This is a genomic window from Flagellimonas olearia, from assembly GCF_004150225.1.
Lineage (GTDB): Bacteria > Bacteroidota > Bacteroidia > Flavobacteriales > Flavobacteriaceae > Flagellimonas > Flagellimonas olearia.
In genome coordinates this window covers 645668-662446 of the sequence record NZ_ML142908.1, presented here as the reverse complement: position 1 = coordinate 662446, position 16779 = coordinate 645668, and the positions used below count along the sequence as shown (strand labels likewise).

The following is a 16779-nucleotide window of genomic DNA, read 5'->3' as shown; positions in this document are numbered from 1 at the left end:
TGTATTTAAAGGGCTTTTCGATAAAGAACCACATTTTTGTCGCCTACACGCCATAAATTCACTCTTTCACAACAAAAAGTTAGCCCAGCTTAATCCTTATTCTATTTTAGCGTTTGAAAACGACGTTAGGCTCTCTTTGCTTAGCCTCCAGTTGGTCATAACAAATCAACTGCGCAGACAGAGTGGAATGAATAAACTAATACTACCTTTTCTTCTTTTACTTACTCTTGGGGTACAATCCCAGGAAGTGTCCTTCGTGCAATTTGAGGAGGATGGGGTTACTCTTGCCCAAGAAGACCCTATTTCTGACACAAAGTATTTGGATGGCCTTGACAATAGGCAACTGGCCAACTATGCCCGGAAAAAAGGTATGGCCGCAAAGCTCATAAAAAAAGGGGATGAGTTCTTCGATAAGATGTGGTATGCCGAAGCAGCCCGATTATATGATATTGTTCTTGAAAAAAGTGGCGTAAAGCACACTTTGGAACTGCTTTCAAAAGCAGGGGATTCCCATTACTACAGTGGAAATCTGGAAAAGTCATATGTTTGGTACAATGAACTCTACCAATTATATCCCAATGATATCACCGAAGACCATTTTTATAAGTATGCCCATAGCCTAAAGGGCACCGGTAAATATCGTAGGGCGGCAAAACTCACCAAATTGTTTCGTCAGAAAAGGGACGAGCCCCTTAACGAATTGGAAAGTACCGTCACCAATACATGGAAAGGTCCCGCATCCGTAGAAATCAAAAACCTGGCAATAAACTCCAGGTACTCTGATTTTGCCCCTATGTTCCACAAAGATTCTGAAGTGGTGTTCGCATCGGCCAGGGATACGTCGTTCTTGACCACCAGAAGGTACAAGTGGAACAACCAACCCTTTTTGGACCTATATGTGGCCAAAACCAATTCCAAGGGAAATGATCTATTTGGAGCCCAAAAGCTTTCAAAAACGGTCAATACCAAATACCATGAGGCTTCCGTAGCTTTTTCCCCTGACCAAGAAACCATGTACTTTACGCGGAACAACTACGGTAAAAAACTAAAGCGCGGAAAAAACGGCATCAATCATTTAAAGATATACACCTCCAAATTTGTGGACGGGGAATGGACCGAAGCCAAGGAAGTGCCCTTTAACAGTGAAAACTATTCCACAGGGCATCCATCAGTAAGTCCTGATGGCAAAAAGATATATTTTGTTTCAGATCGCCCGGGAGGATACGGACAAACCGACGTCTATGTGGCGGATATTTTGGAAAATGGTATGTTTTCCGAACCCAAAAATCTTGGAAGAACCATCAACACGGGAGGCAAAGAGATGTTTCCTTATGTCACAGAGGGCTCTCTATATTTTTCATCCGATAGGGCTATGGGGTTTGGAGGGTTGGACATTTATAAATCTGATGTTGCCCAAGACAACTTCAGTCCGGCCTATAACCTTGGCCAACCTATAAACAGCAGCAGGGACGACTTCTCCTATATTATTGACAGCAATGGTGAGAAAGGATATTTTGCCTCAAACCGAAAAGGAGGCAAAGGGGATGACGACATTTATTCCTTTAGATATACCCTAAACCGAAACGTAATTGCGGGAATGGTGAAAGATTATCAAACGCAAGAGCCTATTTCCGGAGCCAGAATTGTTTTGTTCAATCAAGAACAGAACCAAATGGCCGAAGTTATCACCGATGAAGATGGCAGCTACCAGTTCAGAAACCTTGACCCAACATCCGAATATACAATCAAGACGAGCAAAGATGGATATTTTGAAGATGTGAGAAACGCCATTACCAAGAACAATGAGACCATTGAGGTTGCCCAATCCCTGAAAAAGCTCAAAGAACTCATCGATGAGGAAAAACAACAGGTAGTCTTGGAGCCTGAGGCCATCCATTTTAATTTTGACCAGTATAGTATACGACCCCAAGCGGCCAAAGAGTTGGACAAATTAGTGGCCATACTCCGTGAATATAAGGATATGGTCATCAAGATTGAGGCGCATACCGATGCCATTGGTCCTAGAGTATACAATAAATATCTTTCGGACAAACGGGCCAAATCCACTAGGGACTATATCATATCCCAGGGCATTGATCCTTCCAGGATTGAAAGCGCCATTGGCTACGGCGAGGAACGATTACTCAATAATTGCACCGATGGAATACGGTGTACACGGGAAAGACATCAACAAAACCGGCGATCGGAATTCATCATAGTTCGTCAGTAAACCATAGCGCCCTGACCATATCGGGGCTTTTTTTGCCCTTTTTCTTCCGGTTATTACCATACATCGACAATTTCCCTCGCCAAACAACACGCCTCTTTGGGTCATTCATCGATGAATGCAGATGTTTTGTGGATTCCCAAGGCCTGCACCTCACTTTTATCTTCCTTTTTTGGCATTTCGTCCCTTAGTTTTTAAATGGAGTGTGGAAATCCAAATCTTTGCTAAGTCTTAAATCTTAAAACCTTACTTATGAAAAGATTATTACTCGTTAAAGAAATTTATTTAGAAGCTTTTCGAAACCTCGGACACTTCCTTATAGAAAAATACTTTAGAATATTTGCCTGGTTTAGCTTTGTGATGTTCTTTATTGTTCTATATGCCTTTGTATATAGGATAGCCACTGGCTTTGCTTTTGACTAAGAATTCTCCCGAGAAACAACATACAAAAAACAGGAAGGCCCGAACCAATGGTTCGGGCCTTCCTGTTTAATGGATTAAACCTTTTTAAGGTGTTGGGTTGAAGTTGACCGTTTTTAAGATGGCCTCCAACTCGAACATATAGTTTCTTTTTTCAGCTGAAGGGGCGAATGTAAAGCCTTCCAAAACCATTTTTCTTTGGTTTTCCTCATCATTGATAATGTAGGTCAGGAAAGGCCCTGCCATGGGATAGCCACTGATCTCCCAAATGCCTCGTACCTCAACTCCTTTTTTTCCGCCAATTTCAGCAGGGAAAACATAGGGTGCAAAGGCTTTTTCTGTGATCATAAAGGTGTTTTCATAGGGGCCCGGAATATACTTTTCGCCTATGGAATCCCTCATCTTCACAATATCCTCCACAAAAGTGGAGTCGTTGGAAAAACTGTTCCAGGGCATTTCATAGGCAACAATGTTCATGGTTCCCTTTGGGATTTGGATATCCATCCAAACAAAGTTCTTCTCACGCTTTCCAACTTTATATAACGAAGGAACTTCCAGACTAAGCCCAAACTCATCCTGCATCGCCCTATCCTTGCTCAGGGAGCGTCTAAATCGGTTTTGAGCCTCTTCTATTTCCAACTGCTTGAAAGCGGCAACGGCCTTGGGTGCCAATGAGTCCAGATTTTGTATCAACTCGTCATGGTTTCTTCCCGTAACCACAGCAACTTTTTGAGGAGTGGCATAAACATTTGACTTGATATGCGCCACGGAGGTAGAGTCTTGTTCCACCACCAGTACGGACCTAGAATAGGTGGTAGCTCCTTTGAATACCCTGGGAGGTAATTGTGTGATCGTGAAAATGGGCTCTCTTTGGGGCACACCCAATACTTGGGCCGCAAAGTGTTCCCTTATCTTGTCCCCGACACCGCTCTGCCAAAGTTCAGTGTCCATCACAACCATTAAAGAATTGATACCTCCTGTTGACGGAGGAAGAAATTTTTGTTTTGATCCAGAGTCTTTACAAGACCATAGCACCATAAGGAATATGGCGCAACATAGTGTTCCAATTTTTTTCATCTCGAGTTAAATTTACGAAGAACAATCGCACAATTTAAGTTTTGTGCCCGGTTTTAGGTTATTACTGCTAAGACCGTTCCATTCTCGTAAATTTTCCACAGAAACCCCAGGATATTTTTTTGAAATGGTCCAGAGGGAATCCCCTGGTTGTACCGTGTGTACCTTTGAGTTGCTCGCCACACTTCCAGAAGATTGCTTTGAAGTGCTCGTTTTGGATGCCACTGTCTTGTTGGGGATATATGGTTTTCTTGGGAAGATAGTCAATCGTTGTCCTACCCGGAGATTGTTGCTTCGCAACCCATTCCAGGACTTGATCTGACTTACCCCTACACCATAGCGCTCGGCAATCTTACCCAAATAATCCCCACTCTTTACCTTGTACCGAATTTGATCGTTGGCCGTGATCATTTGTGGAAGAGGCTTTTCCGAGGAATCCATCTCCTTCTTCACATAGGTATAGATCTGTTCCTCATTGGCCACAAACTTGCCAATCTTAGACTTAGGCAAACGAAGGGCATAGTTTTTACCCTTGACCTTGGGTATGATGTTAAGCTTATATGCTGGGTTCAGCATTTCCAATTCTTCCGTGCTGATGTCCACCAACTTGGAGATTTGATCAAAGGAGATCAGGTTCTTTACATGGATGGTATCCGTTTCAAAATAGGGCCTGTCTGCCTTTTTGTATTGCAGCCCATGTTCCTCTGCGTATTCAAAAATATACATGGTCGCCAAAAATGCAGGTAAATATCCCGCTGTTTCACGTGGAAGGAACGGACGTATGTTCCAATAGTTTTCATATCCTCCCGATCGGCGAATGGCCTTGTTCACATTTCCGGGTCCTGAATTATAGGCGGCAAGGGCCAAATCCCAATCATCAAAAATATCATAAAGCTTGGAAAGGTACTTGCTGGCCGCCTTGGTTGCCATAATGGGATCATGGCGTTCATCCACATAACTGCTTACATCCAACCCATACATTTTTCCGGTACCATACATAAACTGCCACAAGCCCTTGGCGCCAACCCTAGATCGTGCCCTTGGATTCAATGCAGATTCTATGATAGCGAGGTATTTGATCTCCAATGGGATATCATGATGATCCAATTCCTGTTCAAACAATGGAAAATAAAATTGGCTTGCCGTGATCATGCGTTGCATCAAATCCCTTCTACGTGTCAAAAAAGATTTGATCACACTTTCCAATGATGGATTGTACGAAATATTGAAAGGCGTTTTTTCATTCATCAATGCCAAACGGGCCTTCAAGGTGTCCGTGGGCAGATCCACAACAACGATGGAATCGCTTCCCGGTCCGTTTTCAACTTCCAAAAGCATATCGCTGAACAACTGTGCGCTTCCATGAAGTTCTTTAAGCCAAAGGCTGTCATACTTTCGGGCAGCTTCCAAATCCTGTAATTGGATTTTTTCCTTGGAGCCCACTTCCAACGCCACCAAATTCCCATCTAGTGTCTTTTCCGCAACCGAAATGTTTTGGAGTTCCTCTGTTTTCACCTTGGAAGTGTCCAAGGTAGAGGTTGGAATGGAATCAACTTGTTGGGCATACCCCAAGGGAGCCGCAAAAAGCAGCGCTGCGCATGCCGCTGTTTTCAAAATTTGGTTCATTTGGACAGGATTTGAGTTGTAGGGACCAACGAAAATGGCGTTTTTTTCTGAAATACTAAAGTTTTTCAGCCCAAAACACAATTTTTGGGATAAGTCCCATTAATCCATAACGTATGGACTAGTCCAATATTGCAGCGATTCCTGGCAGGGTCCGCCCTTCAAGACTCTCCAACATGGCACCTCCTCCTGTGGATACGTAGCTCACTTTGTCCTCAAAACCGAATTGTTTTACGGCAGCCACGGAGTCTCCGCCCCCAACAAGGGAAAAAGCACCTTTCTGTGTGGCCTCGTCAATATAGTTTCCAATAGCGATGGTTCCTTGGGCGAAGTTTTCCATTTCAAACACGCCAACAGGACCGTTCCAAAGTATGGTCTTGGAGTTTAAGATCACTTCCTTGAAATTCTCCAAGGTCTTTGGCCCAGCATCCAAACCTTGCCACCCATCAGGGATTTTGTCCACGTCCACAAACTGGGTGTTGGCATTGTTGTCAAAAGCATCAGCAGCCAAAACATCCACTGGGATATGCACTTTGACCCCCTTGGCCTCTGCTTGTTTTAAAATGTCCAAGGCCAAATCCATTTTGTCATCCTCACAAATGGAATCGCCTACGCTGCCTCCTTTTGCCTTGACAAACGTATAGGTCATTCCACCTCCAATGATGAGATTGTCCACCTTGTCCAATATATTTTCAATGATAGTGATCTTGGACGACACTTTTGCTCCACCCAAGATGGCCGTTACCGGTTTTTCACCGGTCTGCATCACCTTTTCGATAGCCTTGATTTCCTTGGCCAATAAATAGCCAAAACACTTGTTGCCTGGGAAGAATTGGGCCACTATGGTGGTGGATGCGTGTGCTCTGTGGGCCGTTCCGAAGGCATCGTTTATATAAATGTCACCATGTTTGGCCAAGGCTTCGGCAAAAGACGTATCACCTGCTTCCTCTTCGGCATGAAACCGAAGGTTTTCCAACAAAAGAACCTCCCCGCTTTTTAGCTCGGCTACGGCATCATCTGCCACTTTGCCTACACAGTTCCCTGCAAACTTTACCTGTACACCAATAATTTCCGATACCGTTTCACAAATATGGGAAAGGGACATGTCCGGATTCACTTTTCCTTTTGGCCGTCCCAAATGGCTCATCAAAATGGCAGATCCCCCATCTTCCAAAACCTTGAGGATGGTTGGCTTTGCCGCCTCTATCCTACTGGTATCCGTAACGTTAAAGTCGCTATCCAAAGGCACATTGAAATCTACCCTGATCAATGCTTTCTTTCCGTCAAAATTGTAATCGTCTATCGTCTTCATGTAGTGTGTCTTTATAAGAAGTCCAAAAGTAAAGATTTCCTGCCTTTTGCCTTGGCCCCTGTTGTTATTTTTTGGTTGCCTATCCAAAAAAACGTGAAAAGACCAAGCCCCTAAAAACCTTATCTTTGGTGCATGTTGTTCAAAAATGTCTTGGGCCTGGAGCACATTAAAAACCATTTGGTGACTACTGCCGATTCTGGTAGGGTGGCACACGCCCAACTTTTTGTTGGCCCGGAAGGCTCTGGGGTACTTCCCATGGCTTTGGCCTATGCCCAATATCTGCTCTGTGGCAATACCGGAGGTGAAAATGATGGTGGCGATGCTGTTTGCAACACCAAATGTGCCTCTTTATCCCATCCCGACCTGCATTTTGCATTTCCCGTAGCGAGTTCGGACAAAGTGAAATCACATGCAGTAAGTGATCACTATTTGCAGGAGTGGAGACAATTTGTAAAAGAACAGCCCTATGGCAATCTTTTTGATTGGTACAGACATATCGGCATTGAGAAAAAGCAGGGACAAATTGGGGTGGATGAAGCCCAGGATATGGTCAAAAAGCTTGCTTTGAAATCGTATGAGGGTGGGTACAAGATCCTAATCGTTTGGATGGCCGAAAAAATGAACATCTCCGCCGCCAACAAACTGCTCAAACTTATTGAGGAGCCGCCTCAAAAAACCATTTTGCTATTATTGGCCGAAGAGGAGGAACAAATCATCAACACCATTAGGTCCCGGTGTCAGATTTTACATTTTCCCCCTTTGGCGGAACAAAATATATTGGACGAGCTCGTTAACCGTGGTGTGAGTCAACCTGAAGCCCATGCCATAGCGCAAGAGGCCCATGGGAATTTCAACAAGGCCTTGGATCTGTTGAACAAAGATTCTGAGGATCTTGTTTTTGAGCGTTGGTTTGTACAATGGGTGAGGAGTGCCTTTAAGGCAAAAGGCAACAAAGCTGCCATTCAGGAGCTCATCTTATGGAGTGATGAAGTGGCCAAAACAGGCAGGGAAGTGCAAAAACAGTTCTTGAACTATTGCCTGTCGCTTATGCGTCAGGCCTTGTTGCTGAACTACAATGCCCATGAGCTTGTCTATACCAAAATCCATATGGAGGACTTTGACCTCAAGCGTTTTGCCCCCTTTGTCCACGAAAACAATATTTTGGATATTGTAGAGGAACTGGAAAAGGCCATTTTTCACGTGGAACGCAACGGAAATTCCAAGTTGATCTTTACTGACCTATCCATAAAACTAACCCGGCTTTTGCATGCGAAGGCCGCATAAAAACCAACCATGGAAAACTTTACCAACAACGCCACCGAAATTCTACTGCTCATTTTTTTGACCATTACCTTTTTGCAAAGTGGGATAGACAAAATCATAGATTGGAGGGGAAACCTCAGTTGGCTCAACGGACATTTTGCCAAAACAGCTTTTAAAGGCAGTGTGGCCATTCTATTGGGCATAGTGCTTTTTATGGAGATGGTTTCCGGGATCCTAGCGGCTGTGGCCATTTTTCAATTTGTATTTGAAGATGAAAGCTCCATTGGGTTCCATGCCGCAGCGGTTTCATCAATCACGCTATTGCTCTTACTTTTTGGACAGCGTATGGCCAAGGACTATGAAGGTGCCAAAACCATTGTGGTGTATTTGATTCCCACCGTTTTCTTGGTCTATCTGTTGCAATAAATGATCTGTTTCAATCAATCTCCTTTTTAAAACATGAAGTTTAGAATCCCCTTTTGCTTGATCACTCTTTTGGTTTGTTCCTCAATCTTTGGACAGAAGAACACAGAACAGAACCCTGTAGTGCGCGTGCTCACTTTCAATATTCTCCATGGAGCAACTACCAAAGGAGACTTTAATCTGGATCTCCTCGCCAAGGTTATACAAGATGCCAATCCAGATTTTGTGGCCTTACAGGAAGTGGACTTCAAGACCAACAGGGCCAAAAAATACGATTTGGTGACCGATTTGGGCTGGCGCTCCAAGCTCGTTCCCTTATTTGGCAAGGCCATGACTTATGATGATGGGGAATATGGCGAAGGTGTTTTGTCCAAATACTCTTTTTTGAGTACCCGAAATATTGCTTTACCACATAGTCCAAAAAATGAACCTAGGGCCGCTTTGGAAGTGGTCACTACACTTCCCTCTGGAGATACCGTGGCCTTTGTAGGGACCCATTTGGACCATTTGAAAGATGCCTCTGACCGGATTGCCCAAGTAAAACGAATCAACACTGTATTTTCCCAAAACCGTTATCCCACCATTTTGGCCGGAGACCTCAATGATGTTCCAGGAAGCATGCCCATTTCCATTTTAGAGGAGGTTTGGGCCTCTTCGTACGACTCAAAAAACATTGCTTTCACCTACCCTTCCGACAAACCTGAAAAAAAGATTGATTATGTGATGTTTCTCCCCAAGAACAGATGGAGGGTTATTGAAACCAAAGTCATTCAGGATACGGTGGCATCCGACCACTGTGCCTACTTGGTTACACTTGAATTGCTTGAGGACAATTAACGTCAAATCAAAACCACCGCTTCATTCACCTTGTCGTCATTTTAAAAATTTAAACAAAAAAGGCCCATTTAAAAATGGGCCTTTTACATTCTTGTGACAGGCTATTATTTCTTGTACTTATCATTAAGTATTTTCAGCACGGTCTCTGTAAGGTCGTTGGTGGCCTCTCCATACAATACGGCACCGCCGTCTCCACCACCCAAGATATAGGTGTATCCGTTGGCCTTACCATAATCCTTGATTTCCTTTTTCACCTTTTTCACCAACGTGTCCATTTCTGCCTGACTCGTCAACTGCAATTGTTGCTCCTCTTGTTGCAACTGCTGCCCTACAAACTGACCACGCTGTTGCAACTGGCCATATTCTTCCTGAGCATTTTTTTGTGACATTTTTTGGGCCTTGGTCTGGAATGCCTGAAGTTCCAATTGAAAAGATTGTGAAATACTGTCCCTCTTTTTGGTCATCGCATCCGCCTTGGTCTTGAATCGGGCTTCCACATCAATTTTTTCTTGATAGCCGTCCATCAACTTCACGCTGTCCACATAACCAATCTTGTTTTGTTGACAGGCCATGGTAGTCAATACCACGGCAAGCATTATAATTTTTTTCATGTTTCACTTTTTAATGATGCGCAAAAATAGAAAAGCTTTTGGAATGCTGGCCATTATCTTTTTGTGAACCAAAATTCTCAAAACCATCGATATAAGAAATATCTATGCTTTTTGACAATCGGTATTGGTTCGTTCTATTTTATTTGACTTGTAGAAATGGGGCTCTCTGCACATTTTATTAAACTTTGAGAGTGTATCGTGTGTTGAGCGCAATACGGGCTGCAGAGGCTTCGAAAACGCCTAATTTGTTCTTTTAAGGATATAGATGATCGATGAATACTCTTTATTGAAACAAGCTCTTAGGTTTGACCATAGACCTATAAAAAAAGCACTAATCAGGTACAGTGGGTTTCCTTTGTATTTTTCGGAAAGCATAGAGACATAAAATGCATCAAACCACATAGGTTTGGTTTTTACAACTTCCATATCATGCTTTTGAAAAAGTGTATTTATGGATTTTCTAGAGAAATGCCATAGGTGTCTAGGCACATCGAATCCCGCCCAAAAGGATTTATAATGTTTGGCATCAAAAGATTTGTAGTTGGGAACCGCTACGATCAAAGTTCCGTTCTCCTCCAAAAGGGAAACCATCTGTGCAATTTGCTTTTCCAAACTAGGCAGGTGCTCCAAGACATGCCACAAGGTTATCACATTAAACCGTTGCCCTCCTAGGGCATCCAAATCTTCGTGTAACTGAATCCCTTTTTTATCCGCATTGATCCGGGCAATCTCGCTGGGTTCCACTCCATCCACGACAAAACCCTGAGATTTGGCCATTACCAGAAAATCTCCCGTCCCAGCACCAATATCCAGTAGTTTTATGTTTTTATTTGATTGATTATCAATAAGTTGAGTCTTGTTTTTAAGGTTTACTCGCTTTACTTTTTGATATATCTTGTCTGTGAATGATTTTTTTGCGTCAGTATGCGAAATATAATCCTCACTTTCGTAATAACGGGCAAGATTTTCCGGAACCGGTTGGGTAACCAACATATCCCGTTCTGCATCCTTATGCAGCTCGAAAGTTTCACCGGAAACAGAAAAATCCTTAGCCTTTAAAAACAACTTCATTGCCATTTTAGAAAGTAATATCGGGGTTTTGGAATAAAAAAACAGGCGTTTTTCATGCCTGAACTATTTTCGATTTGAAGGTTTACAGGAAAGCATTTTTTGATGTTTGTTCCACGTGGAACATCAAATCCCTATCTCCCTAGGTAGACCAACAACACACTAATATCCGCTGGAGAAACCCCACTGATCCTAGATGCTTGTGATATGGTAACAGGTCTTATGGATTCCATTTTCTCCCTCGCCTCAAAAGAAAGTGATTTTAGCTTTGAATAGTCAAAGTCATTCGGGATTCTAACATTTTCCAGTCTATGTAACTTATCTGCATTGCTTTTCTCCTTTTCAATATACCCGGAATACTTTACCTCTATTTCCGCCTGCTCCAACACATCCGAATTTAGGTCGTGTTCTTCAACAAAAGTCGAAACCGAATCCAGCTGAAGCATGTGCTCCATGGTCACTTTTGGTCGAGAAAACACCTTAAAAAGTTTATCAGACTGCTTTACCACCGCTGAATCCAAGGACTCCAAAATAGGATTTATCTCTTCCGGAACAAAGCTGGTTTTCTTGAAAAACTTAATGAACTCTTTGGATTTTGTTTGTTTGAGGTCCATTTTCTTCATCCGTTCCTCTTTGGCCAACCCTATTTCATATGCTTTTGGCGTAAGTCTTAAGTCTGCATTATCCTGTCGTAACAAGGTCCGGTACTCTGCTCTTGAAGTAAACATTCTATACGGTTCCTCGGTCCCCTTGGTAATCAAATCATCAATTAAAACACCAATGTACGCTTCATCCCTTTTCAGAATAAACGGTTCTTCGCCCTTAATTTTAAGGTGCGCATTTATCCCTGCCATCAAGCCCTGTGAAGCGGCTTCTTCATACCCTGTAGTTCCATTGATCTGGCCAGCAAAGTAAAGATTGTTCACCAACTTGGTTTCAAGCGTATGTTTCAACTGGGTGGGCGGGAAATAATCATACTCTATGGCATAGCCTGGTCTAAAAAACTTAACCCTTTCAAAACCTTTTACAGACCTCAGTGCCTTAAACTGAACATCCTCTGGTAATGATGTAGAAAATCCATTTACATAAACTTCCACCGTATCCCAACCTTCAGGTTCAACAAATATCTGGTGGGCATCCTTATCCGCAAACCGATTAATCTTATCCTCAATGGAAGGACAATAGCGAGGACCCAAACTTTGAATTCTACCATTGAACATAGGGGATCGATCGAAACCCTCACGCAACAAATCATGAACCAAGGCACTCGTGTGTGTCATGTGACAATCCCTCTGAACCTTTAAAACAGGTGTGTCCAAATATGAAAATTTCTCCGGCTTGGCATCACCGGGCTGAGGTATCATCAGGTCGTAATTCAAGGAGCGGCCATCCACTCTGGGAGGTGTCCCAGTTTTCATTCTGCCGCTATCAAAACCTAAATCCACCAATTGTTCGGTAATCCCTGTGGCGGCCTTTTCGCCTGCTCTTCCTCCTCCAAACTGCTTTTCGCCAATATGGATTAGACCATTTAAGAAAGTTCCATTGGTCAGGACTACTGCTTTACTTCTTACATCAATTCCCAAAGAGGTACGTACCCCAACCACATTTTCGCCCTCTATAAGCAATCCAGAAACCATCTCCTGATAGAAGTCTACATTGGGAGTAGCCTCCAAAGACAAACGCCACTCTTCCGCAAATCGCATTCTGTCGTTCTGCGCCCTGGGACTCCACATGGCCGGTCCTTTAGATTTGTTCAACATCTTAAATTGAATGGCGGATTTATCCGTAACGATTCCACTATAACCACCTAGCGCATCTATCTCACGGACAATCTGTCCCTTTGCAATACCTCCCATTGCCGGATTACATGACATCTGCCCAATGGTCTGCAGGTTCATGGTCACCAATAACGTTTTAGAGCCCATATTAGCCGCTGCCGCAGCCGCTTCAGCACCAGCATGACCTCCTCCAACTACTATAACGTCGTATTCTTTATCAAACATATCCTATTGTTCCACGTGGAACATTTTTATTTTTTCGTCTTCCTTACTCCTCATTAATACAACCTCTTCATCCTTCTTGTCTCCATAACCCATAAGGTGTAACAGGCCGTGGGACATCACCCTTAAAAGCTCATTGTTGACATCAACATCAAATCTTTGGGCATTATCCTTCACCCTGTCCACAGAAACAAAAATATCACCGGACACAACCTCTCCATTCGTGTAATCAAAAGTAATGATGTCCGTAAGGGTATCGTGATTCAAATACTTCTTATTAATTTCAAGCAGGTACTCATCTGTACAAAAAATATAATCGATCTGGCCTGCCTCAAAGCCCTCAGAAGTCAAAATTCTATTAACCCAATCGGAATACTTGGGTTCATTTATCAATTGAAAGTCCAATTCAAAATGAAATTCAATCATTCTTAAAATACCTCTTTACGCGTTCCTTAAAATTTTGGCGCAAAGGTAGTGCTTGCCTATTTAATATTTCAACATCATTTTGATTATCCCTCAGCAGCTCCGGTTTGGTTAAGATGGGTGCCGTAAAATCGATGCTGTTGGTTTCACTTTCCCGTTCCTTCTTCTCCCCTTGCTCCATAGCCGCATTCTCTAATTTTAATAGCTGATGCTGGATGGAATTGGCCTTAGTTCTTGTTCGTTCTGTAATTCCATTCTCCAACAGGTCGTTCTCAAAGTCCTCCATCTGCTGCATCAACTTTTTGGCTAAGTTTCTATCCGATGCGTTGAGCATATCCTGCAACTGCTTCTCCAGCATCTGTCGTAACATCTGCTGTTCCTTGTATATCTCATATACCTCACTCAACCCCATTTCACTTCCTTCCAATCCCTCATTGCCGCCTTGCATTTGCTCTCCTTGGCCACGCTGCTCACCCTTATCCCCATCATTGGAGCCCTTTTCTTTCCCACCATCTTCTCCTTGTTCCTGATCCTGTCCCTCCTTGCCGGAAGGTTTACCCTCCTGTCCAGAGCCATTCATCTTTTCCTGAATACTTTGTTGTCCCTTTATAATATCCGGCAATTGAAAATCCGATCCTTCGCCACCTCCTTGCCCAGGACTCATGTTTTGCTGCATATTGTCCAAAATAGTAGCCAAAAAGTCGGCAAGAGCATTGGTAGCATTAATCACATACTGCTGGTAGGAAGCTCCCTGGTACACCTGATTCTCCGCAATACTCTCCAAAGACTTATCAATGTTATAATACACCTCCGAAATCTGCTCATTGACAAACTCAGACAATTCAGCCCTGCGCAAAGACAAAGCGAACAAGCTGTCATCCACATGTTCAAAAAGCCTTCTAAGATCCTTTTGGTCACGGACCGTTCTTGAAAACTGTGAGATGTCAACATCTGCACTTTCCATATTGTCAAACAACCCTTCTTGCTTAAATGAAAACGTAACCAGGTTATCCAATATCTGTCGTAACATTTCAGCATCTTCTGTATCATCTGCCCCTCCGCCTGAAGCACTCTGCTGCATAGCCTCACTCATTTCCTTCATCTTCTGCGCCGCAGATTTTTGCTTTCGTTTGGCATTTTCTTGCTCACTATCACTATTGCTTTCAACGGACCCATTATCCTTCATCTGTTCAAGCGCATCCAAGGCATCCTTCTGATCTCGATCTACATCGTCCTGTTGCTTTTGGGTAACATTTATGTCCATTGGCTTTTGCAAAGCATCATTATCCTTTCTCAATTCATTCAATTCATCAGAAACCTCCTCAAACTGTTTGTTCAATTCCTTTTGATTCTCACTCTGATTGTCATCCCCAACAGCTTCAGACAACCTCTCCTGTTCTTTCGCCAAATCTTCCAATTCATTCGCTAACTGAGACATCTTTTCCGTGACATAATACCTCTTGGTGAGCTCCAATATTTGCTCAAGATTTCTTGCGCTTTTAGACTGATTCTTTCCAAGCTCCTCCAACCTTTTTTGGAGCTCTTCCTTATTCATCTTGACTGTGAGTTCTTTAAGTTCATTAAGCAACCGCTCATTCTTCTTGGCCTCCAGCTCCTGACGCTCAAGCCGTTCTTGAAGCATTCTTTTTTGCTCATTGCTTTGTTCACTCCTACTAACCCCTTCCTTTAACTCATTACTGAACTTCTGCATCAATTCTTCTTGCAACTGTTGCTTCTGTAAAAAATCCTTAATCTGTCTCTTATCCTCAAAAGTCAATGACCTTTCTTCCTTCTGTTCCTTAGTCATCCCACTAAGGACCTCTTGTTGTTCTTTATAGTCCTGCAAGGATTGATTCATTTTGGTCAGTGTAGAGTTTTGAGACTCTAACTTCCTTTTTTTCAGTTGTTTGTTGTCAAAAATAGCGGTGTTAAACACTTGGCTTTTTGCAATCTTTCCTCCTCTGATGCCATCATTATCAACCACCTCAAAAAATACTTTGTATTGCTTGCCTTTATCCAGTAGCAGTCCGGAAGGAAAGGTGTAGTAAAACTGATGCACATTAGATTTTGGGGAGTCCAAAACAATTCTCTGTTCTTTCTCAACATCATCTGCAGGGAAACAAACCAGTCGGATGGAAGCAATGCCATAATCATCGGCAGCTTGTCCACTAAAAAACGACTGATTCGGGTTAAGGGAATCCAAAACCTGATTGACCTTCACCGTAGGATTGGCATCCTTAACGACATCTATTGCGTACGCTAAGCGTTCAAAATCGGCAACATGTGAGTTTGAGGTACGAAGCTCATATCGCATATCATCAAAAGGCCTCATAGTCTGTATAAATTCATTCCCTTTCTTGGAAAAAGAATAAATACTATCCAAGGTCTCCAAAGCAATCCCATCAACATTCAGCCCCACAATATTCCAAGTCACCCTGGTACCCTCGGGTACCACAGCGTTTCCGGTAGCTGTGATGACTTCAGACCCCCGATTCAAGTATGAAGGATAATCCAACTGCATCCGAAAATCAACAAGTGCGGGTGTTTTGTGGCTTTTAATGGTAAAATTTCTAGAGTTCCAACCATTGGCGCTTAAGTAAAACGAGCTTTCTTCCACAGGTGCTTCAAATCGATAGGTATACACCCCATCTTGTTCTTGCAACAATAACGGCTCCCCGTTCAGCATTAGATAAACATCGTCCGGCTTCACATTGCCTTCGGTTGTAGCTCTGATAACCAAGGGCTCACTATCCAACACCTCCAAACTTTCATTCAATATCCTAAAGGTGAATGGAGCGGGGCGCTCATAGGCCAAATCATAATTCATTACCCTTTTATTGGAATTAAAGAAAGAAGCGATGTTACCACTCAACCAAATAAAACCAAGCAGAGCCACAGGAATTAAAATGTACTTTGCATACTTATACCCCTCCCTAAAATCCACCGCCTCAGTAAATGGGACGGCCACCAGACTTTTGGCACGTTGTTCTATACTGGCCAATAGCAGGTCGGTTTTTTTCTGACTTTCGGAAAGCTCAAGAAGATTCAACAATTTATCATCCACCTCAGGGAAGTGCTTTCCAACTAATTTGGAAGCTTCCTTATGACCTATTCCCCTTCGTAAACGAAACAAATACATTAACGGGATGGCAATAAACCTATAAAGCAAAAAGCACTCAACCAGTAAAAAAACAAGGAAAAACGTCAATCGCCATTGTTGGTCCATCCATAGCAGATACTCCACAAACATAACCGCCATCCAAAACAACAAACCGAGCGTCAAAAAAAGAATACTTCCCTTGATCAATTGTTTGGTATAATACTTTTTGGTAAAGCCACCCAGCTTCTGTAATATGTCCTGATAGCTACTCAAAGCAATATATTTTATTACCAAGATACCCGATACTGGTGAAAACCACCGCAAATTTTTGTTAAAGCTTGGTGTATCAATACTTTTCCGATACATACAAGCGTCGCACCTAAACCCTTTCAGGATCG

General features: G+C 42.9%; 13 protein-coding genes. 5 read left to right on the top strand and 8 right to left on the bottom strand.

What is annotated here, in order from left to right:
- Window positions 1-187 precede the first annotated feature (187 nt).
- Together DN53_RS08165 and DN53_RS18165 are read left to right on the top strand one after the other, a co-directional pair.
- On the top strand, window positions 188-2230 hold the full coding sequence (locus tag DN53_RS08165) for an OmpA family protein (RefSeq protein WP_129653895.1): 2043 nt from the start codon (window positions 188-190) through the stop codon (window positions 2228-2230).
- Between the two features lie 249 nt (window positions 2231-2479).
- A complete protein-coding gene (locus tag DN53_RS18165; protein ID WP_313790130.1) occupies window positions 2480-2650 on the top strand; it encodes a DUF6747 family protein in 171 nt (56 codons plus the stop codon).
- An 84-nt stretch (window positions 2651-2734) separates the two neighbouring features.
- Here DN53_RS18165 and DN53_RS08160 read toward each other — a convergent pair whose 3' ends face one another.
- The 3 genes from DN53_RS08160 to DN53_RS08150 form a co-directional block, all read right to left on the bottom strand.
- A complete protein-coding gene (locus tag DN53_RS08160) occupies window positions 2735-3685 on the bottom strand; it encodes a DUF4837 family protein (protein ID WP_313790134.1) in 951 nt (316 codons plus the stop codon).
- Between the two features lie 51 nt (window positions 3686-3736).
- Window positions 3737-5347, bottom strand: a complete 1611-nt coding sequence (locus DN53_RS08155; protein ID WP_129653893.1) for a lytic transglycosylase domain-containing protein — start codon at window positions 5345-5347, stop codon at window positions 3737-3739.
- 118 nt (window positions 5348-5465) lie between these two features.
- Window positions 5466-6656 (bottom strand): phosphoglycerate kinase, encoded by a 1191-nt coding sequence (locus DN53_RS08150; RefSeq protein WP_129653892.1) that lies wholly within the window; start codon window positions 6654-6656, stop codon window positions 5466-5468.
- Between the two features lie 132 nt (window positions 6657-6788).
- Between DN53_RS08150 and DN53_RS08145 the strand changes: the two genes are divergently transcribed.
- From DN53_RS08145 to DN53_RS08135, 3 genes are read left to right on the top strand one after another with little or no spacing between them, the layout of a single operon-like run.
- Window positions 6789-7940, top strand: a complete 1152-nt coding sequence (locus DN53_RS08145; protein WP_129653891.1) for a DNA polymerase III subunit — start codon at window positions 6789-6791, stop codon at window positions 7938-7940.
- A 9-nt stretch (window positions 7941-7949) separates the two neighbouring features.
- The gene (locus DN53_RS08140) at window positions 7950-8345 is read left to right on the top strand and encodes a DoxX family protein (protein WP_129653890.1); all 396 of its coding nucleotides are present in this window, start codon (window positions 7950-7952) and stop codon (window positions 8343-8345) included.
- A 33-nt stretch (window positions 8346-8378) separates the two neighbouring features.
- The gene (locus tag DN53_RS08135; protein ID WP_129653889.1) at window positions 8379-9179 is read left to right on the top strand and encodes an endonuclease/exonuclease/phosphatase family protein; all 801 of its coding nucleotides are present in this window, start codon (window positions 8379-8381) and stop codon (window positions 9177-9179) included.
- A gap of 104 nt (window positions 9180-9283) precedes the next feature.
- Here the strand turns inward: DN53_RS08135 and DN53_RS08130 are convergent, their stop codons facing one another.
- From DN53_RS08130 to DN53_RS08110, 5 genes are all read right to left on the bottom strand, one after another.
- The gene (locus tag DN53_RS08130) at window positions 9284-9790 is read right to left on the bottom strand and encodes an OmpH/Skp family outer membrane protein (RefSeq protein ID WP_129653888.1); all 507 of its coding nucleotides are present in this window, start codon (window positions 9788-9790) and stop codon (window positions 9284-9286) included.
- Between the two features lie 240 nt (window positions 9791-10030).
- Window positions 10031-10861, bottom strand: a complete 831-nt coding sequence (locus DN53_RS08125; protein ID WP_129653887.1) for a class I SAM-dependent methyltransferase — start codon at window positions 10859-10861, stop codon at window positions 10031-10033.
- Between the two features lie 131 nt (window positions 10862-10992).
- Entirely contained in the window at window positions 10993-12861 is a 1869-nt protein-coding gene (gene mnmG / locus DN53_RS08120; RefSeq protein WP_129653886.1) for a tRNA uridine-5-carboxymethylaminomethyl(34) synthesis enzyme MnmG, read from the bottom strand.
- Between the two features lie 3 nt (window positions 12862-12864).
- Window positions 12865-13284, bottom strand: coding sequence for an rRNA maturation RNase YbeY (ybeY, locus tag DN53_RS08115; protein ID WP_129653885.1), 420 nt, complete (start codon window positions 13282-13284; stop codon window positions 12865-12867).
- The gene (locus DN53_RS08110; RefSeq protein WP_129653884.1) at window positions 13277-16654 is read right to left on the bottom strand and encodes a hypothetical protein; all 3378 of its coding nucleotides are present in this window, start codon (window positions 16652-16654) and stop codon (window positions 13277-13279) included. The genes ybeY and DN53_RS08110 overlap by 8 nt, the downstream gene beginning before the upstream one ends.
- Between the last annotated feature and the right edge of the window lie 125 nt (window positions 16655-16779).